This is a genomic window from Leucobacter sp. NPDC015123 (assembly GCF_043080205.1).
In the GTDB taxonomy this organism is placed as follows: Bacteria; Actinomycetota; Actinomycetes; order Actinomycetales; family Microbacteriaceae; genus Leucobacter; species Leucobacter aridicollis_A.
Genome location: NZ_JBIBVH010000010.1, coordinates 1 through 22,998, shown reverse-complemented (window position 1 = coordinate 22,998; position 22,998 = coordinate 1). Strand labels below are relative to the sequence as shown.

20 protein-coding genes and 2 tRNA genes are annotated in these 22,998 nt (G+C 65.0%); 14 read left to right on the top strand and 8 right to left on the bottom strand.

The window, feature by feature from the left end:
- Nucleotides 1-207: 207 nt before the first annotated feature.
- The 6 genes from ACF07D_RS15090 (at nucleotide 208) to ACF07D_RS15065 (ending at nucleotide 5,159) form a co-directional block, all read left to right on the top strand.
- Nucleotides 208-1,128 carry an ABC transporter substrate-binding protein gene (locus ACF07D_RS15090; RefSeq protein WP_391505458.1) on the top strand — a complete coding sequence of 307 codons (921 nt, stop codon included), beginning with the start codon at nucleotides 208-210 and terminating at the stop codon, nucleotides 1,126-1,128.
- On the top strand, nucleotides 1,128-2,093 hold the full coding sequence (locus ACF07D_RS15085; RefSeq protein ID WP_119285490.1) for an amino acid ABC transporter permease: 966 nt from the start codon (nucleotides 1,128-1,130) through the stop codon (nucleotides 2,091-2,093). The genes ACF07D_RS15090 and ACF07D_RS15085 overlap by 1 nt, the downstream gene beginning before the upstream one ends.
- Nucleotides 2,094-2,122: 29 nt before the next feature.
- Nucleotides 2,123-2,875 (top strand): amino acid ABC transporter ATP-binding protein, encoded by a 753-nt coding sequence (locus ACF07D_RS15080; protein WP_391505501.1) that lies wholly within the window; start codon nucleotides 2,123-2,125, stop codon nucleotides 2,873-2,875.
- Between the two features lie 87 nt (nucleotides 2,876-2,962).
- Nucleotides 2,963-4,132, top strand: a complete 1,170-nt coding sequence (locus ACF07D_RS15075) for an alpha-hydroxy acid oxidase (protein ID WP_391505457.1) — start codon at nucleotides 2,963-2,965, stop codon at nucleotides 4,130-4,132.
- Complete coding sequence (locus ACF07D_RS15070) at nucleotides 4,129-4,509, top strand: RidA family protein (protein WP_255808618.1); 381 nt, start codon at nucleotides 4,129-4,131, stop codon at nucleotides 4,507-4,509. Before ACF07D_RS15075 ends, ACF07D_RS15070 begins: the two co-directional genes overlap by 4 nt.
- Nucleotides 4,510-4,652: 143 nt before the next feature.
- Nucleotides 4,653-5,159: an SRPBCC domain-containing protein gene (locus ACF07D_RS15065; protein ID WP_391505456.1), complete on the top strand. Its 507-nt coding sequence runs from the start codon at nucleotides 4,653-4,655 to the stop codon at nucleotides 5,157-5,159.
- A gap of 356 nt (nucleotides 5,160-5,515) precedes the next feature.
- Here ACF07D_RS15065 and dcd read toward each other — a convergent pair whose 3' ends face one another.
- Both dcd and ACF07D_RS15055 read right to left on the bottom strand, forming a co-directional pair.
- A complete protein-coding gene (gene dcd / locus ACF07D_RS15060) occupies nucleotides 5,516-6,121 on the bottom strand; it encodes a dCTP deaminase (protein WP_119285494.1) in 606 nt (201 codons plus the stop codon).
- Nucleotides 6,122-6,190: 69 nt separating this feature from the next.
- Nucleotides 6,191-6,853: a TetR/AcrR family transcriptional regulator gene (locus ACF07D_RS15055; protein WP_391505455.1), complete on the bottom strand. Its 663-nt coding sequence runs from the start codon at nucleotides 6,851-6,853 to the stop codon at nucleotides 6,191-6,193.
- Between the two features lie 95 nt (nucleotides 6,854-6,948).
- Between ACF07D_RS15055 and ACF07D_RS15050 the strand changes: the two genes are divergently transcribed.
- Together ACF07D_RS15050 and ACF07D_RS15045 are read left to right on the top strand one after the other, a co-directional pair.
- The gene (locus tag ACF07D_RS15050) at nucleotides 6,949-9,717 is read left to right on the top strand and encodes an MMPL family transporter (protein ID WP_391505454.1); all 2,769 of its coding nucleotides are present in this window, start codon (nucleotides 6,949-6,951) and stop codon (nucleotides 9,715-9,717) included.
- Nucleotides 9,714-11,774 carry a YhgE/Pip domain-containing protein gene (locus ACF07D_RS15045; RefSeq protein WP_391505453.1) on the top strand — a complete coding sequence of 687 codons (2,061 nt, stop codon included), beginning with the start codon at nucleotides 9,714-9,716 and terminating at the stop codon, nucleotides 11,772-11,774. The genes ACF07D_RS15050 and ACF07D_RS15045 overlap by 4 nt, the downstream gene beginning before the upstream one ends.
- Here ACF07D_RS15045 and ACF07D_RS15040 read toward each other — a convergent pair whose 3' ends face one another.
- The gene (locus tag ACF07D_RS15040; protein WP_391505452.1) at nucleotides 11,775-12,302 is read right to left on the bottom strand and encodes a hypothetical protein; all 528 of its coding nucleotides are present in this window, start codon (nucleotides 12,300-12,302) and stop codon (nucleotides 11,775-11,777) included. It abuts the gene before it with no gap.
- Between the two features lie 208 nt (nucleotides 12,303-12,510).
- On the opposite strand from ACF07D_RS15040, the gene ACF07D_RS15035 reads away from it, so the two are divergent.
- The 5 genes from ACF07D_RS15035 (at nucleotide 12,511) to ACF07D_RS15015 (ending at nucleotide 16,259) form a co-directional block, all read left to right on the top strand.
- Nucleotides 12,511-12,582, top strand: a tRNA-Thr gene (locus tag ACF07D_RS15035).
- A gap of 35 nt (nucleotides 12,583-12,617) precedes the next feature.
- Nucleotides 12,618-12,691, top strand: a tRNA-Met gene (locus tag ACF07D_RS15030).
- Between the two features lie 249 nt (nucleotides 12,692-12,940).
- Nucleotides 12,941-14,944, top strand: coding sequence for an alpha/beta hydrolase (locus ACF07D_RS15025; RefSeq protein ID WP_391505451.1), 2,004 nt, complete (start codon nucleotides 12,941-12,943; stop codon nucleotides 14,942-14,944).
- A 91-nt stretch (nucleotides 14,945-15,035) separates the two neighbouring features.
- Entirely contained in the window at nucleotides 15,036-15,554 is a 519-nt protein-coding gene (locus ACF07D_RS15020) for a hypothetical protein (protein WP_391505450.1), read from the top strand.
- Between the two features lie 186 nt (nucleotides 15,555-15,740).
- Complete coding sequence (locus tag ACF07D_RS15015) at nucleotides 15,741-16,259, top strand: hypothetical protein (RefSeq protein WP_391505449.1); 519 nt, start codon at nucleotides 15,741-15,743, stop codon at nucleotides 16,257-16,259.
- A gap of 50 nt (nucleotides 16,260-16,309) precedes the next feature.
- Here the strand turns inward: ACF07D_RS15015 and ACF07D_RS15010 are convergent, their stop codons facing one another.
- From ACF07D_RS15010 to ACF07D_RS15000, 3 genes are all read right to left on the bottom strand, one after another.
- On the bottom strand, nucleotides 16,310-17,257 hold the full coding sequence (locus ACF07D_RS15010; RefSeq protein WP_391505448.1) for a ribokinase: 948 nt from the start codon (nucleotides 17,255-17,257) through the stop codon (nucleotides 16,310-16,312).
- 116 nt (nucleotides 17,258-17,373) lie between these two features.
- On the bottom strand, nucleotides 17,374-18,801 hold the full coding sequence (locus tag ACF07D_RS15005) for an MFS transporter (protein WP_391505447.1): 1,428 nt from the start codon (nucleotides 18,799-18,801) through the stop codon (nucleotides 17,374-17,376).
- Nucleotides 18,802-19,749, bottom strand: coding sequence for a nucleoside hydrolase (locus ACF07D_RS15000; RefSeq protein WP_391505446.1), 948 nt, complete (start codon nucleotides 19,747-19,749; stop codon nucleotides 18,802-18,804).
- 132 nt (nucleotides 19,750-19,881) lie between these two features.
- On the opposite strand from ACF07D_RS15000, the gene ACF07D_RS14995 reads away from it, so the two are divergent.
- Nucleotides 19,882-20,928 (top strand): LacI family DNA-binding transcriptional regulator, encoded by a 1,047-nt coding sequence (locus ACF07D_RS14995; RefSeq protein WP_391505445.1) that lies wholly within the window; start codon nucleotides 19,882-19,884, stop codon nucleotides 20,926-20,928.
- Between the two features lie 55 nt (nucleotides 20,929-20,983).
- On the opposite strand, the gene ACF07D_RS14990 is transcribed toward ACF07D_RS14995, so the two are convergent.
- Nucleotides 20,984-21,928, bottom strand: coding sequence for an alpha/beta fold hydrolase (locus tag ACF07D_RS14990; RefSeq protein WP_391505444.1), 945 nt, complete (start codon nucleotides 21,926-21,928; stop codon nucleotides 20,984-20,986).
- A gap of 156 nt (nucleotides 21,929-22,084) precedes the next feature.
- Nucleotides 22,085-22,447 (bottom strand): hypothetical protein, encoded by a 363-nt coding sequence (locus ACF07D_RS14985; protein ID WP_391505443.1) that lies wholly within the window; start codon nucleotides 22,445-22,447, stop codon nucleotides 22,085-22,087.
- Nucleotides 22,448-22,998 lie beyond the last annotated feature (551 nt).

The following is a 22,998-nucleotide window of genomic DNA, read 5'->3' as shown; positions in this document are numbered from 1 at the left end:
CGAATATCTCGCCCCGACTCCCCCCGGAGAGTCGTATAGGAAGGTTTGCCTGGCAGGAGCAGGTGGTGTCTAGAAGCGCGTTGGGACGAGCATCAGAAAATGTGTTTCAAGTGTGCATAAATGCGCATTCTGGCTAACTTTGAATCTCGCGATCTCTCCCTCACACTTATCTGCAGAGGCGAATACCAACGAAGGGAATCCAGCTTCATGACACTCACGACACACTCACCGAAGCTTGCACTCCGCCGCATCGCAGCGGCGGCTACAGCAGCTGCGATGCTCACTGCTGGCCTTGCCGCGTGCAGCAACTCACCTGAGCCCAAGCCCGAGGACGCCTCGAGCATCGTTCGGGACGATGCGCTTGCCGCGCTTCTTCCCGCCGACATTCAAGACGCGGGAACGCTCCGTGTTGCGACGAGCGACGACTATCCGCCGCTGGAGATGCTGGCGGAAGATAACAAGACGATCACCGGTGCGGAGCCGGAGCTCATCACCGCCATCGGTGAGGTGCTCGGAGTGAAGGCCGAGCTCACGAAGGTCGCGTTTGACAGCCTCATCAGCGGCATTCAGGCAGACCGCTTCGACATCGCGATCCAGGCGATGCTCGATACCGCTGAGCGTCAGGAACAGGTGACCTTCGTCGACTACTTCAACACGAGCACAACCATGCTGGTGAAGTCGGAGAACGCGAAGAAGTTCACCGAGCTCGAGGCGCTCTGCGGTCAGGCGATCGCGGTTGAGTCCGGCACCGGTCAGGTCGACATCGCCGCGGAACAGTCGCAGACATGCGTTGACTCGGGCGAGGCAGCGATCAGTGTCCTCGAGTTCCCCGATACTGTAGCGTGCTTGCAGTCCGTCGTTACGGGCCGAACGCAGGCCTTCCTTGGTGGCACCCCGACCATCGCCTTCCAAGCCGACAAGTCTGATGGAGCCCTGGTCGCCACCGGGACGCCGATGAACCTCAAGCCCTACGGGATCCTCATTCCGAAGGACGACGACAAGCTTGCCGAGGCAGTGCAGGGCGCGCTCCAGAAGCTCATGGACGACGGCACATACGACGAGATCCTCGCGAAGTACGGCCTCCAGGACGGTTCGATCTCCGAGGCCACCATCAACGGCGGCAAGTAATGTCCCACCAGACGACTCTCTCTTCCTCAGCAGTGGGCGGCGGCAGCGGCGCGATCCAGGCGATCCCGCTGCGTCGCCCCGGCCGATGGGTGACCGCGGGCATCCTCGCATTTGTCGTGTTCTTCCTCATGCAGGCATGGATCACGAACGAGCGGATGCAGTGGCCGACGGTCGGAAAGTACCTCTTTGCGCCCACGGTGCTCGAGGGGCTCTTCACGACGATCTGGCTGACCGTCGTGGCGATGGCAATTGGTATCGTTGGCGGAATTCTGATCGCCGTCATGCGTCAGTCCGACAACCCAATTCTCGCGACGATCAGCTGGTTCTTCATCTGGCTGTTTCGCGGCGTCCCGCTGCTTGTGCAGATCCTCGTCTGGTACTTTCTCGCGGCGATCGTGCCGCAGATCATCATCGGTGTGCCCTGGGGGCCGGAGCTGTTCGCGTTCGACACGAACGCACTCATCACCCAGACCACCGCGGCGCTCCTGGCGCTTGGATTGTCGGAGGCTGCGTACATGGCTGAGATTGTTCGGGCAGGCATGTCTTCGGTTGACCGGGGCCAGGCAGAGGCCGCGCACGCGCTTGGGCTGACGAACCAGCAGACGCTCCGGCGAATCGTGCTCCCGCAAGCCCTGCGGGTCATCATTCCGCCGACTGGCAATGAGGTGATCAACATGCTCAAGGCGACCTCACTCGTCTCAGTTATCGCTGTCCCCGAGCTACTCACTTCGGTGCAGGCGATCTACTCCCAGAACTTCCAGCAAATCCCGCTGCTCGTTGTTGCCTGCTTCTGGTACCTTGTCGTCGTCTCGGTGCTGAGTGTTGGTCAGCATTTCCTCGAGCGACACTTCGCTCGTGGCGTGCACGGCGCCCCGAACTCTCGCCGGACGAAGCGGCTGCCGCCAAACCCCGGCCCGATCACAGAGGCAGTGACCCTCATGAGTGCAGAGGAGCGTGACCGGTGAGTCAGGCGACCGCAACTGAACAGATCCCGATGGTTGTCGCCGACGGAGTCTCGAAGAGCTACGGCTCGAACGAAGTGTTGAAAGATATTTCGCTGACGGTGTTGCCAGGCGAGGTGCTCTGTCTCGTTGGCCCCTCCGGCTCGGGCAAGTCCACCTTTCTCCGGTGCATTAACCACCTCGAGAAAGTGAACGCAGGCAGGCTGCTCGTCGACGGGCAGATGGTCGGGTACCGCGAACATGGCGGCAAGCTCTACGAGCTGCACCCGCGGGAGGCGGCGAAGCAACGACGGAGCATCGGCATGGTGTTTCAGAAGTTCAATCTTTTTCCGCATATGACCGCGCTCGAGAACGTTATGGAGGCGCCGGTCCTCGTTACCCGGATCTCAAAAGCACAGGCGCGTGCACGGGCGCACGAACTTCTCGCTCGGGTCGGCCTTGCCGACAGGGCCGACTTCTACCCGTCGCAGCTGTCTGGCGGGCAGCAGCAGCGTGTCGCAATTGCCCGCGCGCTCGCGATGGAGCCAAAGCTCATGCTGTTTGACGAGCCGACGAGCGCGCTCGATCCCGAGCTTGTCGGTGAGGTGCTTGAGGTCATGAAGGAGCTCGCGGCGAGCGGGATGACCATGGTCGTAGTGACGCACGAGATGGGCTTCGCCCGCGAAGTCGCCGACACGCTCGTCTTTATGGACGGTGGCGTCGTTGTCGAAGCGGGTGATCCACACGAGGTGCTCGGCAACCCTCAACACCCGCGCACGAAGGCCTTCCTCGGCAAAGTCCTGTAGCTGAGCTCCTCGTTTCCTCCACGGGTCGCGGCCCTGGGGTGTATTCGGCGCGCCCGCGCTCCCAACCATCACACTGAAAGAAGCTCAATGACCACCTCCTCACGCGTTGTCAGCGCAGAAGACATGAAGGGCGCCGCTAAGCGCCGACTCCCCAAGATGGTGTTCGACTTTCTCGAGGGCGGTGTGCTTGACGAGATCACCGTCGCAAGAAACACGGCCGACCTTCGCGCCGTCGAATTCAAACAGCGCACGCTTGCCGAACTTGAGGGCTCGCACACGGCGGTTTCCATGCTGGGACGGCAATCTGAGATTCCGTTCTTTGTGTCACCGATGGGGATGCTCGGCATGATGCACCCCCACGCGGATGTCGGGGTCGCCCGCGCGATTACTCGGGCTGGGGGAACCTTTATCCACTCGGCGTGGTCCGGAGTCACCCTCGACGAGGTCGTCGCTGCGGCAGAGCCCGGGCGAGTATGGGGACAGGTGAACTACTGGAAGAACCGCGAGCACACCGAGCGCCACCTCGAGAACCTGCGGAAGCACGCCATCGACGTGCTTGTGCTTCCCGGCGACTGCGTGTTTGGCGACAAGCGTGAGCGCGACCTGCACCACGGGCTGAACAACCTACCGCCCCGGCTGTCGATCCCAGACATGATCTCCTGCGCCCTCCGTCCCGCTTGGGTCGCGAACATTCTGTTCGGGCGCAAGGTCACCTACGGGAACTACACCATCAACGGTAGACCGCTCAAGATGTCGCAGATGAAGCCGTGGATGGCGGAGAACGAGGACGTCACGGTCTCGTGGCGGGACCTGGCGAAGACGCGTGAGAACTGGCAGGGCAAGATCGTGCTCAAGGGTGTCATGTGCGCCGAAGACGCAAAACGTGCCCTCGACCTCGGCGTAGACGCGATCTTCGTCTCGAATCACGGCGGGCGCCAGTTCGATCGCCAGCCGTCTACTGTGAGCGTCATCGAGGAAGTTGTCGAGGCCGTCGATGGGCGCGCCGAAGTCTACGCTGACGGCGGTGTGACGCGGGGCCACGACGCGCTCGCGATGATGAGCGCGGGCGCCACGGCGGTTGGCCTGGGTCGCTCAGTCGCGTATGCGCTTGCTGCCGGCGGTGAGGCTGCCGTCGCGAAACTGATTGCTCAGCTCACATCTGAGTTTGAGCAGGCAATGGGTTTCTGCGGTGTTGCCGACCCTGCGCTCGCTGGGCCCGAGATTCGTCGCAACACCTGGCGTGGAGCCGCGCGATGAGCGACATCGTGCGGTTGCCAGACCCAAGCGAAGCCGACGGTGCCCTTTCGAGTGACGTGACAGTTCACGGCGGACAGGCCTTCGCGACCGTGATCCCGCTGAACGCTGAGGGCGAGCTCGCTGGGACGGCGATTGAGGAGCAGTCCGAGGCCGCGCTCGTTGAACTGGCGAGAGTGCTCAGCGACGCTGGATCCTCGCTAGATCGGGTGCTGCACCTCACGATCTACCTCACTGACATCGCGCGCGATCGCGCAGGCTTCAACGAAGTCTATGCAAAGCACTTCTCTGGACCGCGGCCTGTGCGCTGCGCCGTTGGTATCGCCGCGCTCGCTCGGCCGGGGATGCTCGTTGAGCTCACGGCTATCGCGGCGGTCTGATACTACGGCCGCGGCCATACGCTAGAGGCCTGCGCCGCAGTATGAGGGAGAGGACCTTCGCTTCAGGGGTAGTCGCGGAAGTGGCGGCGGCAGTAGTGTCGTAACCCAGGGGCGTAAGCCTGACTTCTCGGAGAGGGGCCATCATGACCGGCGTTACACAGACTGGCATCGTCATCGATCGGGCAACTTCGGCCTCCCCCGAGGCCGTGTTTGCCGCGCTGAGTGAGGCAGAGTCGTTCGCGAGCTGGTTCGGCGGGACTGACGTCGAGGTGCCTGCGGACCGGCTCGAATTCAACGCGGTCGAAGGTGGCAGGTGGCGTGCGACGATGGTGCTGCCCGACGGCAACACGATCGACTGGCAGGGCGGGTTCGCCAAGGTGCAGCCACCAATGCACTTTGACTTCACACTCACCGACGTGCCAGGCGAGGACGCACCGGAGGTACTCGTTACCGTTACCGTGGTCTCGGCCGACGGTGGCGCTGCGCTGCAAATGACCCAGGAAACGCCTGACTTCCCGCACGAGCAGAAGGCGGCGACGCTCGAGGGGTGGCAGGTCTTCCTCGACGAGGTATTGCGAATCGCGGAGGGTGAAACTGGCGCGCAGGCCGGTGAGGGCGAACAATCCGAGCAACCCGGCGGGGCCGAGTAGGCCTGGTCGCCGCATGCTGAGCCCCGCGAGGTTTCGGGCTCAGGGTTCCTGGCATGCCTCGGCACTTCGGGACCTCGGCGTTTAATGACCTCAGCTCTTAGGCATGGGATCTGCAGTTCGTATGCCTCAGCCTCGGCGGAGTGGCATGTCTAGTGTCGATCCCATTGGTACGGCGGGGCCGGTTCGACTGGTGGGGCTCAGGGTTCTTGGCAGCACTCAGCTCTTAGGCATGGGATCTGCGGTTCGTATGCCTTAGCCTCGGCGGAGTGGCATGTCTAGCGCCGATCCCATTGGTACGGCGGGCACGGTGGGCCCGGCCGGGCCGATCCCATTGGTACGGTGTGGCCGCGCAGGAACTATGCCCCCCGGGCGCCCTCGTCAGTGCCTGTCACGTCGGCGCGGTGGAAGTTCATGTGCGAGCGTGAAGCTGTCGGGCCGCGCTGGCCGAGGTAACGTGAGAAAGTCGCGCCCGCCCCGTATGGGCGCTCTGCAGGTGACGACAGCCTGAAGAAGCACAGCTGGCCGATCTTCATGCCGGGCCAGAGGCGAATCGGCAGCGTCGAGACGTTCGAGAGCTCAAGCGTGATGTGCCCCTCGAACCCGGGGTCGATGAAGCCCGCGGTCGAGTGGGTGAGGAGGCCGAGCCGGCCGAGCGAGCTCTTTCCCTCAAGGCGTGCTGCGATATCGTCAGGGAGGCCGACCAGTTCATAGGTCGAACCGAGCACGAACTCTCCGGGGTGCAGGATGAAGCCCTCTTCGGGATCCACCTCGACCATTCGGGTCAGCTCGGGCTGGTCTTCTGCGGGGTCGATGAGCGCGTACTTGTGGTTGTCGAAGAGGCGCACGAAGCGGTCGAACCGTACGTCGACACTCGACGGCTGGACCATCGAGGGTTCGCTCGGAGAGAGCTTGATGCGGCCTGCGCCGAGCTCGGCATTGATATCGCGGTCTGAAAGCAGCACGGATTCATCTTACCCGCAGCACCCACCAGTTGCCCCGGAGGTCACGCGGGCACTGGCGGCAAGGGGCGTCTAGACCGGCTCGGTGATCGTGAAGAGCAGTTCTGCGAACCTGTCGCCGAGTTCGTTGACCCCTTCGGGCGCATCAAACCCACTGAGAGCGCTTACGCGCACTGCCCGCTCGTAGCCGCCGGCGAGGATCGTGAGCGCCCGATCGACGGGGATGATGAAGCGACGGCCGGCGGCGTGCACGATGCTTTCGACGACGTTGCTGAGCTCGGAGCGGAACTGCAGGTTGAAGTCGACGTGCTGCACCTCGCCCTCTGGGTGGCGCAGGGCGAGCAGCAGAAACTCTGTCTCGAGGGTGAACCAGCTCGTCTCGTTGCCGCTGGGGGAGAGGAACGTCGTCACGTAGCCAGCTGCGTCTTCTCTGGTGGGCGGCTCGGGGCTGAGCTGCAAGCACTCAGTGAGCTCGGCGGCGCGGATGCGAATCTGCTCGGCGCGCTGTTCGTACTCGCGCCCGAGCAGCGCAAGGAAGAGTTCTTCCTTGGACGAGAAGTTCGAGTAGAACGCGCCGCGGGTGAAGTCGGCGCGCGCGCAGATGCGCTCGACTGAGGCTCCCTGGATGCCGAACTCGGTGAACACCTCGGCCGCGGCGTCGAGGAGTCTGCTGCGGGTTTCGCGGCGGCGGGCGCTCACGTGGTCGGCGTCCGGCGCAGATTGCGAATCAGACATATCGCCCCCTCACAGTTTTTCGACAGGCTCAACGAATACAGTACTGTATCGAACTGGATACACTCCTGTATCCGTCGCTGTACCGAGGGGAACACATGTCTTCCGCACTCTATGCCCTCGGGCGCTGGGCCGCCCAGGCGAAGTGGTTTGTGCTGACGATCTGGCTTGTGCTCCTCGCCCTCCTCGCGACCGGGGCGCTCACGCTCGGCAAGGGCGCAGACGCGCCGATCACGATCCCCGGCACCGAGGCGCAAGACGCAATCACGTCGCTGTCGCACACCTTCCCCGAGGTGAGCGGGACGAGCGCCACGATCATCGTCGTCGCCCCCGAAAGCGGGGACCTCGAGACTGACACGTACCGCGACGCCGTCATTGGCGCAGCCGATGAGCTCGAGCCCCTGCCTGGCGTCACCGGTGTCCTCACCCCGTTCGGCACGGGCGAGGCAGCCGCTGCGAACACTGAAATCTCTCCAGACGGCCGCGCGCTTCTCATGCGCGTGCAGGTCGAGGGCGAGATGACTGCCGTTGCAGACGCGACAGTCGACGGGATCGCCGCCGTGACCGACGACCTCAGAGAGCGGCTCCCCGCCGACGCCGAGGTCGCATACGGCGGCGAGATGTTCTCGGCCGCGGTTCCCGGCTTGAGCCCCACCGAGGCGATCGGGGTGGTTGTCGCCTTTGTCGTGCTGATCCTCACGCTGGGCTCGCTCATCGCGGCAGGAATGCCGCTCCTCATTGCGATGATTGGCGTCGGCGTCTCAATCGCGGGGCTGTTCTTCGTGACTGCGTTCGTCGATCTCACTTCGACGACGCCGATGCTCGCGCTCATGCTTGGGCTCGCGGTCGGCATCGACTACACCCTCTTTATCGTCAGCCGGCACCAGGAGCAGTTGCGCGCTGGTCTCAGCGTTCGTGAGTCGATCGCGCGGGCGACGGCCACGTCGGGTTCGGCCGTCGTGTTCGCTGGTCTCACTGTCATCATCGCGCTCGTCGGCCTCGCCGTCGCGCGGATCCCGTTCCTCACGGCGCTCGGTGTCGCGGCCGCGGCTGCGGTGGCGGTCGCTGTGCTCATCGCGATCACCCTCACGCCCGCGGTGCTGTCGATGGCGGGAATCAGGATCCTGCCCCGCAAGCACCGCCCCAAGACGGTGACGGGGGAAGACGCCGAGGGGCCCGGATCCGAGCCGATTGTCCCCGAACAGACTCGCGCCGACAGGTTCTTCGCTGGCTGGGTGCGTGGCGCCACGAAACGTCCTGTCGTCACGATTCTCGCAGTGCTTATCGCGCTCGGCGTCGGCTCGATCCCCGCCCTCCAGCTGCGCCTCGCGCTGCCCGACGCGACGTCGCTCGAGGCCGACGACCCGGCTCGTGTGACCCACGAGCTCACCGGCGAGCATTTCGGCGAGGGGTTCAACGCCCCGCTGCTCCTCACAGGCTCGATCATTTCGAGCACCGACCCGCTCGGCCTCATGGATGACCTCAAGCGGGAGGTCGAGCGTGTGCCAGGCGTCGCCGACGTGCCGCTTGCGACCCCGAACCCTGGAGCCGACACCGGCATCATCCAGGTCATCCCAGAAGAGGGGGCGCACGCCGCGAGCACAACCGAACTCGTTAACGAGCTCCGCAGCCACCACGACGAATGGGAGAAGAAGTACGGCGTGAGCCTCGCCGTCACTGGCTTCACCGCGGTCGGCATCGACGTCTCCGCCCAGCTCATGACAGCGCTCCTGCCATTCGGCATCTTCGTCGTCGGACTTTCGCTCGTGCTGCTCGCGATGGTGTTCAGGTCGGTGTGGGTACCAATCAAGGCGACACTCGGGTACCTGCTTTCAGTCGGCGTCGCGTTCGGCGCGGTCGTCGCGGTGTTCCAGTGGGGCTGGCTCTCCGAGATCCTGAACGTCAGTTCGACGGGGCCTGTGCTCAGCTTCATGCCGATCATCCTCATGGGGGTGCTCTTTGGGCTTGCGATGGACTACGAGGTCTTCCTCGTCGCCCGCATGCGGGAGGAGTATGTGCACGGGGGCGACGCCCAGCGCGCGATCCGGCGCGGGTTCGTGGGTTCCGCGAAGGTCGTGACCGCGGCCGCTCTCATCATGATCGCCGTGTTCGCCGCCTTTGTGCCCGCGGGTGACCCGAGCATCAAGGTCATCGCGCTCGGCCTCGCAGTCGGCGTGTTCGTCGACGCGTTCATCGTGCGCATGACGCTCGTACCAGCCGTGCTCGCGCTCCTGGGCGAGCGCGCCTGGAAGATGCCGCGCTGGCTCGCAAAGGTGCTCCCGTCCTTCGACGTCGAGGGTGAGGGTCTCGCCCGCGAGATCGAGCACGCAGACTGGCCAGCCGACATGCCTGCAGCGCGGGTCGCGTCGGAGCGGCTCACGTTGCGTGGCCGCGACGCAAACGTCACCGCGCGCGACCTTCGGGTAGGCGACGGAGAAGCGCTCGTGCTTGACCCGAGAGATCCGGCGAGCTTCCCGCTCGCGCAGGCGCTCAGCGGCAGGGGAAGGATCGTCGCCGGCACGCTGAAGGTCGACGGTCTGTTGCTCCCCGAGCGCGCGAGCTCGCTGCGCGCGCGTACGGCATGGGCAGACGCCGCCACGCTCAGACAGGCGCTCCGTGATTCCCCGAAGGTACTGGTCCTCGACCTTCGCGACGCCGAGCTCGCGCCGCCGTCGCCCACCGCCATCACCGACGCGCGTTCCGCGCTCGCCGCATGGCACGTCGACCGTGGCAGGGACAGTGCTCCGCCTATCCTCGTTGTGCTTGGCAGCCAGGCCCTCGCCGAGCGCCTGCTGCCCGACGGTCACGCCGCTGTCTCACTCACTTCACCGCACGCCGAACGCCTCGAAATGGAGGGCGCACGATGACCCCCGCACTCACCCCGCTGCGCGGCAAGCGCATCAGCTGGACGACACTGCTTGGTTTGCTCTTGGTGCCTCTCACTGTCGCTGGTCTGTTCGTCTGGGGGCTCTGGAACCCGAGTGAGCGCCTCGAGATAGTCACCGCAGCCGTTGTGAACGCCGACGAGCCCGTTGAAGTCGAGGGGCAGCTTGTGCCACTCGGCCGCGTACTCGCAGCCGAGCTCATCGCAGGCGGCTCGGATAGCGACGACACCGCTGCAAGCGCGGAGGAATCGCGCCAAAACTTCACCTGGGTGCTCACCGACGCGGAAGACGCTGCGGCTGGCCTGAAGGACGGCCGCTTCGCGACGAGCATCACCATCCCGAAGGACTTCTCGGCGGCGGCGACGTCGCTCGCAGACGGCCCCGATGGAGCGCGGACGGCGACGATTGAGATCGCCGAGAGCACGCAGGGCAGACTCCTCGACTCAGCGCTCTCAGGCATCGTGACCCAAACCGCGACCCGGGTGCTCAACCAGCAGCTCGGCGAGCAGTTCGTCGGCAACGTGTTCGTTGGAATGAGCTCCCTCCACGATGGGGTCAGCGAGGCAGCCGACGGCGCGACCAAGCTCGCTGACGGCGGCACGCAGCTCGCAGACGGCACGAGCGAGCTCGCGGAGGGCACCACCGGCCTCGCCGCCGGCGTGCAGGAGCTCTCGGGAGGTGCCCAACAGCTCGCAGGCGGCGCATCGCAGCTCGCAGCAGGCACCCAGGAACTCGCCGCGGGCGCAACCGGGCTTGAAGGGGCCGCAGCCGGGCTCGCAGGCGGGGCCGCCGAACTGGCCCAGGGCACGCGCGACTCGGCGAACGGCGGCGCCCAGCTGGCCTCGGGTGTCGAGCAGTACACGGGGCTTGTGAACAGCGTGCTCGAGCCAATCATCGCCGGTGCAGGCCAGGCGCTCGAGCCGCTGCAGCAACTGCGGGCAGGCATCGAGGCACTCCCCGACGAGCTGTTCCCGCCCGAGCACCCGAAGGCGACGCTCCTCGCGACTGTCGACCAGGCAATCGCCGAGGTGACCGCTGCCGCAAGCGGCAGCACCGAGTCACAGCTCGTGCAACTGCGAAACGCGGGAGCCGACCTTGCGAGCGGCGCCCGGGCTTCGGCGAACGGGCAGGCCGAGCTCGCGACGGGCGCGGAGAACTTCGCCGCGGGCGTCGGCGAGTTCGCCGGCGGGATGACGGCATTCTCCGGGGGCGTCTCGCAGCTCGCGGGCCAGGCGCCAGCGCTCGCGGATGGCGCGAACCAGCTCGCCGGAGGCGTCTCGCAGGTCGCGACGGGCGCCGGCGAACTCGCCGATGGTGCGGGGAAGCTCGCGGAGGGCGCTGACGCCGCGGCCAAGGGCACGAAGACGCTCGCGTCGGGCCTCGGGGAGGCGGCCTCGCAGATCCCGAACTACACAGAGGCTGAGCGTCAGGTGATGGCTGAGACCGCCGTCGAATCGGTGAAGCAGGAGGGTGGAAGCGACGAGCTGTTCAACTCCTCGGGTGTGCCGCTCTTCGCGGGGATCGCCCTCTGGGCTGGCGCGCTCGCGGCGTTCCTCGTGCTCGCCCCGCTCTGGTCGCGCACCCGCGAGGCTGCCAAGGGCGTCTTCGCGATCACGCTGCGAAGCGCACTGCCTGCGATGCTGCTCGGCGCGGCCCAGGGAGCGATCGCCGGCATCGTGCTCCCGCTCGCGCTGCGATACGACTTTGGGCAGGGCGCTGGTTTCTTCGGCCTCGCCGTGCTCGCAGGGGTCGCGTTCGCGCTCATCGTGCAGGGCCTCTCCGCCAGGTTCGGCGGGTTTGGCCGGTTCCTCGCGTTCGCGCTGCTCGTCGTCGCATTCACCGTCGGGATCGTCTCAACCGTGCCGGGGCTGCTCTCCGCCGTCGGCGACGCGAGCCCGATCGGTGCGGCCTTCACCGGCTTCCAGGCGCTCGCCGCAGGGGTGAGCGGGGCCGGGGCAGCGGCGGCGCTGCTCGCGCTGTGGGGCGCGGCCGGCATCGCGCTCACGGCCTGGGCTGTGGCGCGAGAGCGGCGAGCCTAACTAGCCGCGTGCGTGCGGTTCGTCGCCCGCACGCGCGGTTTCTGCGAGCGGGTGCGGCACCATGCCGTCCTCGCCGTATGCCGCGTCGAGCAGCTCGTCCTCTTCGGGGCGCGGGTCCTTGCCGTTGGCGATCGCAATGCCCAGCGTGAAGAACGCCAATGCGAATGCGATGATCCCGAGTGGGTTGCACAGCGCGATCGACATCTCCGCCGAGAACTGCGAACCGGCAGCGTGGCTGATGATCGAGACGAGTTCGCCGCCAACGTTGTCGGGCACTGTAAACCCGAAGCCGATCGCGCAGACCCACGACAGGATCAGTGTGACCCACACCGAGCGGCTTAGGCGCCGCCCGCGCCGCTCGGTGACAACCATACGGTGGCCGACACAGATGAGCAGGATCGCGTAGGTGAGACCGATCGCCGGCAAGTACCACCAGGTGAGGCTGCCGCCGATTCCGAACAGCCAGCGGCCCGCAGACATCCACGCCGCGAGCACCACACCCATGACGGCGACGAACACACTCTTCACGCTGACTCCCATCGAAACACGCGCTCTGTGCGGGCCCGCGAATGCGACCGCTGTTCGCCGTAACTTTACCAAGCTGGGCGTCGCGAAACCGTGGAGATCGCCCTGATCTGTGCCGCCCTCGTGCGGCACGCCCGGGCGATGGTACGCGAATTCGCATTCGCCCTCGCGAGGTGGTACGCTCTAACGGTTGTCGCGTTCGCGCGGCTACGCCCTGATAGCTCAGCGGTAGAGCACTTCCATGGTAAGGAAGGGGTCCCGGGTTCAAGTCCCGGTCGGGGCTCTGACTCTCTGGCTCGCATCCGTGCGGGCCAGTTTGGCTGAGTAGCTCAGCTGGTTAGAGCGCACGACTCATAATCGTGAGGTCGCGGGATCGAGCCCCGCCTCAGCTACAGAGAGTCACAGTAAAGCCCCCGGTTCTGCCGGGGGTTTTGTTGTTCTGCGTGTGCTGGTAGCGGTCTCACCCTGCCCGAGGCCCCGGAACGCCGTCAGTGATTCATCTGAAGCGTGCGGGATTGCGCCACATTCGTCGTCGTGTCGTAAGGTAAACGTGGGGGAGGAGCCAGAAATGGCTTCTCCCTTTTCCATTGGTGCTGAAAGTTCAAGCCTCTTGTACGCCGATCAACCGAAGGGTGTGATCCATGTCGATCCAATTCGACACCGCTACTGCCAACGAGCTGATTCGTACGCTCGAAACCGCAGACGATGCCCTGCGCGACCAGAGCCTCTTTCGTAACGGAGCCGCCGAGCGCGCGATGGAGGACTTCGTGGGTGCGTACGGAACGCTGTTTCGACTCGCAGTCGCAACAGAGAAGCGTGACCGCGTGAGACTTGCCCGCGTGCTCTATGAGCTTTCCGAGGCTGTCAAGCAGACGGTGGTGAAGGCGCGCGAAGAACGCGAGCGACTCAAGGAGCTCGCTGATTGGCGGACGCGTGAGGCAGAACGGGAACAGCGACGTCAGACCGACGCGTTCGGCGACAGCTTCACCGCCGGCGTAGATTCGTTCTTCGATCCGCGCCCGTCCGAGATCCCTGTCCAACCCCCCACGATCTCAGCGTCCTTCACCGCGCAGCAACGAACCCGGCGGGCTACTGGGGCGGGGCCCGGGAAGTCTTCTGCGGACCCGGCGAAGTTGCGCTCGTTTGTTTCGCAGAGCGGCACGAGCAACATTGACCTCGAGTCCCAACTGTCGTTGGTGCGTCGATCGTGGTCCGCGTTTGGTGCGTCGTGCTCGTGGGCGCGGGTCGAGTCGACGACATTTCTTGCTGGCTTCCAGCAGCTCCTGAACGAGAACCGGCGGGATGTTGACTGGATTGATGGTGTCGCTGCCGCGTTCGAAGCAGCCGGTGGCGGGATGCTCTCAAACGCGGTGCTTGATCTCTCGGTGACTGCAGTGCATCCGATGAGTGACGCCGATCTGCTTGCGGCGCTGTCGGCTCTCACCGCGGAAGAGATCGCGATACTCTTCCAGGCGTCCCCCAGTTTGATGCGTCGCTTGGAGTTCATGGACCCGGTGGAGATCAATTCCTGGTGGCAGGGAATGAACCCGCCAGCTGGCTCCGAGGACCCGTTCTCAGAGCAGCAGAAGCTGCTGCTTGACGGGTTTGCCGTGCTCTTTGGGAACCTTGAGGGGCTCCCGTATGGCGCACGCGACTACGCGAATAGGGTCGCGCTGACTGCAGCGATCGAGGACGTTCAATTGGAGATCGAGAAACTCAAGGCTGCCGGCGTTGATGTGTCGGTGCTTCAAACGCAGCTCAAAGCGCTTGAGAACATCAGCTTTGCGCTCGAGCCGGCTGATGGAGGCGATGCCAGGTTCCTGATTGCGTTGACCCAGGACCAGCCACCACTTGCGGCTGTCTCAATTGGAGATCTCGACACGGCCACGAGCGTCGCGTACGCGATCCCAGGGATGGGAACCGACACAACCGGGATGCGGGGCTGGACAAGCGCCGCACAGAACCTCCATTCGATGCTCCCAAAGGGGAGTGCGGTGGTTGCGTGGATCGGCTACGAGACCCCGCCCGTCCCCACTCCAGGTAACCCTGATTTTGGGGTGCTCGACTCGAAACGGGCGATCGCGGGCGGCAACAGCCTTGCGGCCGCGCTTCGGGGGCTGGCGGCGGTGCGGGGCGGGTCGATGCCGCAACTTGATATTGTCGCGCACTCTTACGGCACCACCACGGCCGCGGTCGCGCTCACACAGGCAGGTGTGAAGGTGAACAACTTCATCACGCTCGGTTCCGCAGGCCTTCCCGACACTGTCACGAGCGCGTCGCAGCTCAACGCCGACAAAGTGTATTCCGGGCACGCGAGATCCAAGATGGCGATCGACCCCGACACGGGAGACGAGTGGGCGTGGGCCGGGCGCGACTTCAGCCGCGATCACAAGGTCGACCCCATGAAACCTGAGTTCGGCGGGCAGGCGTTCGGTGTGGACACCGGGGGTGACGCGGGAGACCCGGTCGTCGGCCATGACCCACTCATCAAGGGCGGCGGCGGATACTTCAGCCCCGAAACAGAATCACTGCGAAATGTCGCGCGAGTAATCAAGGGCGAGACAGACGATATTACCGACTATGTGCCGTTAGGGCCGACTCAAATGCAGGAGGCACAGATGGGACTCGGACAGCATGGCTGGTAAACGAGTGGCGCGTATCGGCGCGGGAATCGTCACGGCACTACTCGCATCAGTCCTGCTGGCTGGATGCGGCACACAACAGGAGGAACCAGAAATGACCGCACGAGAAGGCCGCGACAAGGTCGTTCAACTGGTGAAAGACTCAGCCCAACAACTCGACGTGACCGGATGGTGGGCACGCGGAACCGCGTCTGCGAGCCCGTGTGAAGGCGACCCCGATAATGCGAGCCAGTACGGATACGCGTATTGGGCGCCGGAAGGGGGGGACCCGCACGCGGATGCAGCGAAGATGGCTGCGTACTGGGAGTCTCTTGGTATGAGCGTGTACATCGCTGGTGCCGACAAGAAGCACCCCGGAGTGTTCGCGACAGGGGGCCCGGTACTACGTGCGAGCTTCGACACCGGGGCTGCTGAGCGCTCCTACCGGATCGGCGCGATTGCGCCGTGCTCGCCAGGTGAGGACTACCTGCTGAACCGTGAGGATAGTGCCGCACGTAAGCGGGGCGAGGTGCTCCCCGGTGACGACGTGATGGTCCCAGAGTCAGAGATCGGCGAGAAATTCGACGAACACCGCAGGCTCGCAGAAGAAGCCGACCGCCAGAAGAGCGAATAGCTGTCGTCGGGGAGTCGGTCTTGGCGGTGCCTGTGGCGCCCAGGCCGACTCAGAAGCAGGAAGCACAGATGGGACTCGGACAGCATGGCTGGTAGACCAGGGGCGCGTATCGGCGCGGGGGTTATGACGGCGCTACTCGCATCGGCTCTGTTGGCTGGATGCGGCACACAGGAGGAGGAACCAGTAATGACTGCACGAGAGGGCCGTGACAAGGTCGTTCAGTTGGTGCAAGACTCAGCACAACAGCTCGACGTGACCGGATGGTGGGCACGCGGAACCGCATACGCGGCCCCGTGCGAAGGCGACCCCGACAACGCCAGCCAGTATCAGTACGACTACTGGGCGCCAGAGGGAGGCAATCCTCGCGCCGACGCGAAAAAGATGGCAGCGTACTGGGAGTCTCTCGGGATGACAGTGTTCATGACGGGCGAGGACACTGACAGGCCTGTCGTATACGGCTCCGGCGGACCAGTTCTCCGAGCCGAGTTTGCCACCGGCGCCGTGGAGCGGTCTTATCAGCTGGGTGCCATTGCGCCGTGCTCACCAGGTGAGGACTACCTGCTGAACCGTGAGGATAGTGCCGCACGTAAGCGGGGCGAGGTGCTCCCCGGTGACGACGTGATGGTCCCAGAGTCAGAGATCGGCGAGAAATTCGACGAACACCGCAGGCTCGCAGAAGAAGTCGACCGCAAGAAAAACCAATAGCTATCGTGGGGGTGCTGTCGACCGGCACCACATAGATACCTAAAGCGCCACTAGCCGCGCGCAGCCAAGAACTCGGCGAGCTCCTCGGGCGTCGGGTAGGAAGCTTGCGCGCCAGCCCGGGTCGCGGCGAAGCTGCCGACGGTCGCCGCGTAGCCCGCCGCGACCGCGAGGTGGTCGCCGGCCGCGAGGCGGAGCGCGAGCGAACCCATGAAGGCATCGCCGCAGCCTGTCGTGTCAACGGCTGTGACTTTCGGTGATGGGACCGGAACCGCGTCTGCGCCGTCACGCGTCGCGCCATCAAAGACGATGCTGCCTGCGGCGCCCGCGGTCACGACGGCGCGCGGGATCCCGCGCTCGGTGAGCGCAGCACGCGTGTGCTTGCCGCCCTCGGCGAGCACACGCTCGGGGGTGAGGCCCAGTAGATCGGCGGCCTCGTGCTCGTTGATGAGCAGGATGTTCGTGAGGCTGAGCAGTTCGTCGGGTACGGGGCCGTATGGGGAGAGGTTCAGGAGCACGCGGGAGCCGGCAGCGCGGGCGCGGCGGGCAGCCTCGAGCACGACGTCGAGGCCAACTTCGAGGCTCAGGCAGAGGATCGCGGCGCGTTCGAAGAGTTCGGCCGCATTGTCGAGTTCGGTGATCCCGAGCTTGCCGTTTGCTCCCGGCGAGACAATGATCGTGTTCTCGCCGGCCCCGTCGACGGTGATCACTGCGGTGCCAGTGGCGACGTCGTCGAGCGAGGCGACGTGAGACGTATTGACTCCCGACGCTTCGACGGACTCGCGCAGCAGCGTGCCGTTCGCGTCGGCGCCGAGCGCACCAACCATCGCCACGTTGCCCCCGAGGCGGCCGGCCGCGACGGCCTGGTTCGCGCCCTTGCCGCCGGGAATGACACGAAGTTCTGAGCCAGTGAGCGTCTCGCCCGGTTGCGGGAAGCGTGCGGTCTGCACCACCAGGTCTGCGTTCAGCGAACCAACCACAAGAATGAGGCCGTCGGTCATGGTGAGGTCCTTTCTCGGCCCGCACGGTTGCTCTCGCGCGGGCGGGTGATGCAGCGGGCGGGTCCCCGACCGGCCGAGGCCGGCGGGAACCCGCTCCTAGGATACGTGGGTTGGTGTTACTTTCCGGCTGTTGGTGCCGCGACCTCGGCGTCCGTCGGTGCCGGGATGAGGAAGCTCATCGCGAAGCCGAGGATCGAGATTGCGGCGCCCGCGAGCATGCCGGCGCTGTATCCAGTTGTCGACGTCGGGTCGTCGGCCGACGTGAACAGTAGCTGCACGGCGGGCAGGATCGCGAAGCTGACCCCGGCGCCAAGGTTGAACGCGCCAGCGTTCAGGCCGGGGAGGAAGCCAGGGTTATCCTTCGGTGACAGCACGATGCCGAGGCCGTTGAGCATGATGTTGCCGATGCCGGCGTAGGTGATGCCGAGCAGGATCGTGGTGACGATGAGCACGGGCAGCGAATGGACGCCGACGAACGCCATCACGATGGTGCCGACGATGGTGCCGAGCATGCCGACACGCATGACGTTCAGGTATCCGAACGTCGGCGCGAGGCGTCCGGCGAACGGGCCGACGATCCAGCCCGCGACGGCGTACGGCATGAGGAACCAGAGCGATGTGAGATCGGCGCCGAGCCCGAACCCGGCCTCTGAATTCTGCGCGATCGAGGCGACGAGGCCGTTCACAACCGCGAAGACGCCGGTCATGGTGAGCAGCGTCGTGACGAGCAGCGCCCAGCTCGACCGCTGTTTCAGGTAGTGCGGCGGGATCAGCGGTGCGGCGATCTTTGACTCGAGCGCCCAGAACGCCCAGAAGGATGCGAGGCCGATGAGAGGCAGCGCCCAGATGATGAACCAGTTGCTGTCGTTCACGGCCCCGAGGAAGTTCAGGAAGGTGAGGAACGAGCCGATCGACACGACGAGGGGAACGACGCCCAGCCAGTCCATCTTCGTGTCCTTCGAGGGGCGGCTCTCGGGGGCCCACACGAGTACGAAGACGATCGCGATCACGGCGACGACGGTCATCGTCCAGAACACCGACCGGAACCCGTGGTTCGCGACGAGCCAGCCGCCAGCGAGCGCGTCGATGCCGGCGATGCCACCGTTGACGGCGGTGATGACGCCCATCATTGTGCCGTAGCGCTTCGGATCCTGAATCTCGTGTCGCAGCATGAGCAGCGTCACGGGAACCACGGGGCCGGTGACGCCCTGGATGATGCGGCCGACAAAGAGCATCTCGACGTTTACTGCGAGCGCGGCGATGACGGTTCCGACAGCCATGATCGCGAGCATGCCGACGAGCACGCGCTTGCGACCCAAGATGTCCGACAGACGGGGGAGGAACAGCGAGAAGAGCGCCGCAGCCGTGAAGAACATCGTCTGAGACAGGCCGATCGTCGCGTCGTCGGTGTTCAGCTCTTTCGCCATGGTGACGAGCGCGGGGCTGAGCATCGAGGCGTTGAGCTGGAACGCGACGCACGCTGCCAGCAGCGCGGCCATGAGTGAGCCAACGCGCACTGCTGGCTTGTGAGTGATGGTTGTCATTTAGAAGTCGACCTCGCCAATGTTCTCGAGCGCCTCGGTAACGAGGTTCCAGAATCGGGGGGCGTCGAGCTCGGTCGCGGCCCAGGTGGTGCAGTCGTCGGGGGCCTCGGCGCGGAAGTCGGCGACGGTCATGCCAAGCGTGTGTGTGCCGGTGAGCTCGATGTTGATCGGCACCTTCACGGTCTTCACGATCGTCGGGTCGATGACGTAGGCGACCGCGCAGGGGTCGTGTACCGGGGGAGCGTCGAAGCCCTGGGCGTCTTTGTACGCGAGCGCGAAGAAGTCGAGCAGCTCGCCCACGAACTTCGCGGGCTTCGTGCCGACGGCCGCGATCTGGGCGGCGACCTCGTCAGTCGCGAGCGCCTGGTGGGTGAGGTCGAGGCCGACCATGACAACGGGCCACTGCTCGTTAAAGACGATGTGCGCGGCCTCGGGGTCGATCTTGATGTTGAATTCAGCGACGGCCGACCAGTTGCCGACGTGGTAGCCGCCGCCCATGAGCACGACCTCCTTGACGCGCTCGGCAATGCGGGGCTCCTTGCGCACCGCCATTGCGATGTTCGTGAGGCCGCCGGTGGGCACTAGGGTAACGGTGCCGGGCTCGTGGGCCATGACAGTGTCGATGATGAGGTCGATCGCGTGGCGTGGGTCGAGCTCGATCTCGGGCTCGGGGAGCACTGGCCCGTCGAGGCCCGATTCGCCGTGGATGTCGGGGGCGACTTCGATGTTTCGCACGAGCGGACGCGCGGCTCCTGCTGCGAATGGAACGCCGGTGATGCCTGCGACGCGGGCGACTGAGAGCGCATTGCGCGTCACCTTCGGAAGTGTCTGGTTGCCGACAACGGTTGTCACGGCAAGCAGCTCGATCTCTGGGTTGCCGTGCGCAAGCAGCAGGGCTACGGCATCGTCGTGTCCGGGGTCACAGTCGAGAATGATCTTCTTAGTCAATTCCACATCCTTGGGGCCGTTGCTCGCGCGGGCGCGGGCGGGCGGGTTAGGTACGTCAAGCGCTTTACGATAACACGCAAAGCGCTTGACGTTGCAACCCGGTGCGCGGCCACCCGCGGCTAGAATGAAAGGATGTCTCGACCCGAAGCTATCTCGCCACGGCCGGCACGAGTGACGGCCGCCGAGGTGGCCGAGCTGGCTGGTACGTCGACAGCCACGGTGTCGCTCGTTGTAAACGGCAAGACCGCCGGTCGCGTTTCGCAGACGAACATCGAGCGGGTGCTCTCGGCGGTGCGAGAGCTCGGCTACGTTGTCGACCACACCGCCTCCTCGCTTGCAAAAGGCACCTCGAACATCGTGATCCTCGTCGCCCCCGACCTCTCGAACCCGTTCTACGGTCGAGTCATCTCGGGAATCAAAGCAGAGCTTGGCAATGAGTACCAGCTGCTGCTCTCGGTCACGGGGGAGGGGCGCAACCCGAGCGCCGCAGACGTGCACCGGCTCGTTGCACTCCGCCCAGCCGGCTTGCTTGTCGAGGCGCCAGACGACGAGTTTCTTCGCGACCTGCCTGCCGGTGCACCGCTCGTACTGCTCGATGCGCCGGGCCGCGAGACGCAGGCGCCGACCGTGAACTTCGACCTGACAGGCGGTATCGGCGCACTGCTCGCGCACCTCGCCGACCGCGGACACACCCGCATCGGCTACCTCGACAGCCTCACGCGAACCGAGACCTTCGAACTGCGCCGCTCGCTTGTCGAACGCGGGGCAGCCGAACACGGTATGGAGTACGTCGCGATTCCCGAGGCGGCAAGCCTCATCGATCCTGATGGCGCCGCCACGGTGTTCGCGGAGCACTGGCTGCGGTGGCGCGACGCGGGCGTGACGGCGCTCGTGTGCGCAACCGATTCGCACGCCTATGGCGTGCTTGGCGCCGCCCGGGAGCTCGGTATTAGCGTGCCAGGCACCCTCGCGGTCAGCGGATTCGACAACCTGCCAGCCTCAGCGATCGTTGCGCCGGCGCTCACGACGGTCGAGCTGCCAGGCGAAGCTCTCGGTCGCGGCGCGGTGCGCGCGCTTATGGCACAGCGCGCCGAGGGCGACGGTCAGGATCACGAGCCCAGCCCGCCCGCGGCAGCCCCCCTGATTGGCGCGCGTCTCATCGTGCGCGATTCGGCCTAGGCGCGCGGGCACCACGCGGCGACGCCCGCAAGGGGTTAGGTGCCGCGGCCCCGAGTCAACCTGCGGTGAGGACGGCGAGGAACGCAGTCGTCTCGGCAGCGATCTCTGGCGAGTGGGTGTGGTGCAGGTAGTGCCCGCCGGCGAGGAGTCTCGTCTCGCCATGCGCGACAGTCTCTGCCTGCTGCTCGTGCAGCTCGACCCACCCGGCGACATCAGTGTCCTCTGTCGCGACGAACAAGAGCACGGGGATCGACTCGGGGAACCTCGCGTCACGCAGCGCGGCGAAGTTCTCGGGGGCGAGCCGCATCTCGTCGAGGATCGCTGGACCCATTGAGTTCTTCGTTGACAGCAGCCGCATCTGCCGCTTCGTCTCATCATCAAACTGCATCCCCGCGTACGGGTCACCCGAAACCGCAGAGATGGCACGGATGATGCCCAGGCGGTTCAGCGCCGCGAGACCATCGGTTGACACCGCGTCAGTTGAGCCGGGCTGACCCGGGACGCTGCTATCGATTCCAACGAACGCAACGAGCTCGTCGGCAAATCGTGCACTGTACTCGAGCGCGTAGATGCCTGCGATCGAGTGCCCCATGAGCACGTACTTCTCGACGCCAAGCTGCTGCAGCGCCTCGTGCACCTCCTCAACAATGTGCGCGGCGGTGCGGGGAGTGTCTGTCTGGTCGCTGAGCCCAGTCCCAAACGGTTCGATTGCGATGACACGATGCGTTGCCCGAAGCTCCGATACGAGGGGCTCGAAGTCGAGGGCGGGGGCGGCGGTACCGAGGCCGGGAAGCAGCACGATGGTCTCATCGCCGGTGCCCGTATCCACAACGTTCATACGCTTGCCCGCGACCTGCACGAATTCACCGTACGGGGTGATCGCAGCGAGGTCTGACTTCGTAGCTATGGCATTGACTACTGCGCTCGTTCCGAGCAGCAGAACGGGCACCGCCGCCACAGCGGCGACGGTTGTCAGAATGACCTTGAAGGGCTTTCGCATGAGTCCTCATCTCGAGACGTAAGCCAAACGGCTCACGGTGTTGTCTACTCAGTTCAGCTGAACTCGCGAAGAAGCAGAAGTGTGGAAATGTCATACGCATTCGTGACGGATGTCACACTCCGCTTGGCGGCCGCGCCAAGGCATCCTGCGCAGCGATCAGGATCCGTAGTACTCGGTACCCCTGGAGAACTCGACAAATGTGCAGTCAACATCGCCGACAGCCCACGCATCGTGACCCGGCGGGAGCAGCATAGCGTCGCCGGCGGAGAACTCGACGTAGGACCCATCACGCATTTTCACGCCGAGGGTGCCGGCGGTCACGAGGGCGACGTGCGGGAGCTCGCAGAGCTCTGTGCCGGCGTACTCGCGCAGATCCTCAGACCACTTGGCGCCGGCATGAAAGGTGACCTCGGTGACATCAACATCCGTGAGTTGTGCGGTGCGCTTCGAAATGCGACCGTGGATGTCTGGAGTGATTTCGGAAAGTGTCGCGATCTGCATGTCTGGGTGGAAGCTCATCTGTGCCCTTTCGGCGTCGTTGACGGTGTGCTTTACAGACGCTAGCGACGCCGGCCCAGGAATCCGGGCATTGTTACCGACTGTGAAGCGACATAGCGTTGAACAACACCGAGCGCCCGCAGATCGGGTGCATAGTCAATTCCGCCACGCCCGGCGGTTGGGGTAGATTGGCGCGGTGACAGCGATCCGGGTCGCGGCCCCCGCATGGATTTGTGTGGCGGGTGTTTCCCGCGTAATGTATTCATCTGTTGGCCGGCGCGGAAATCGCGACTGGCGGCGAGGATCTCTCACACAACACCCCCACTTGAACCGCAGGTTGGTTTGTAAAGCGGGTAGGGAAAATGGGATTCATCTTCACCTCGATGTGACTGTTCTTCGGAATGTGTCCGGGCGGGTTCGGGTGGTAGCAGGAATGCTGCCGGCACGGATTTGCGGGAAAGCGTCTGGGTGGCCTAAGATAGAAAAGTTGCTCTTCGGAAAGCCTCAGGGTGAGTACGGTGGGTGTCTGGATCTTGAGAACTCAATAGTGTGCACTTAAATTGTCAAATGCC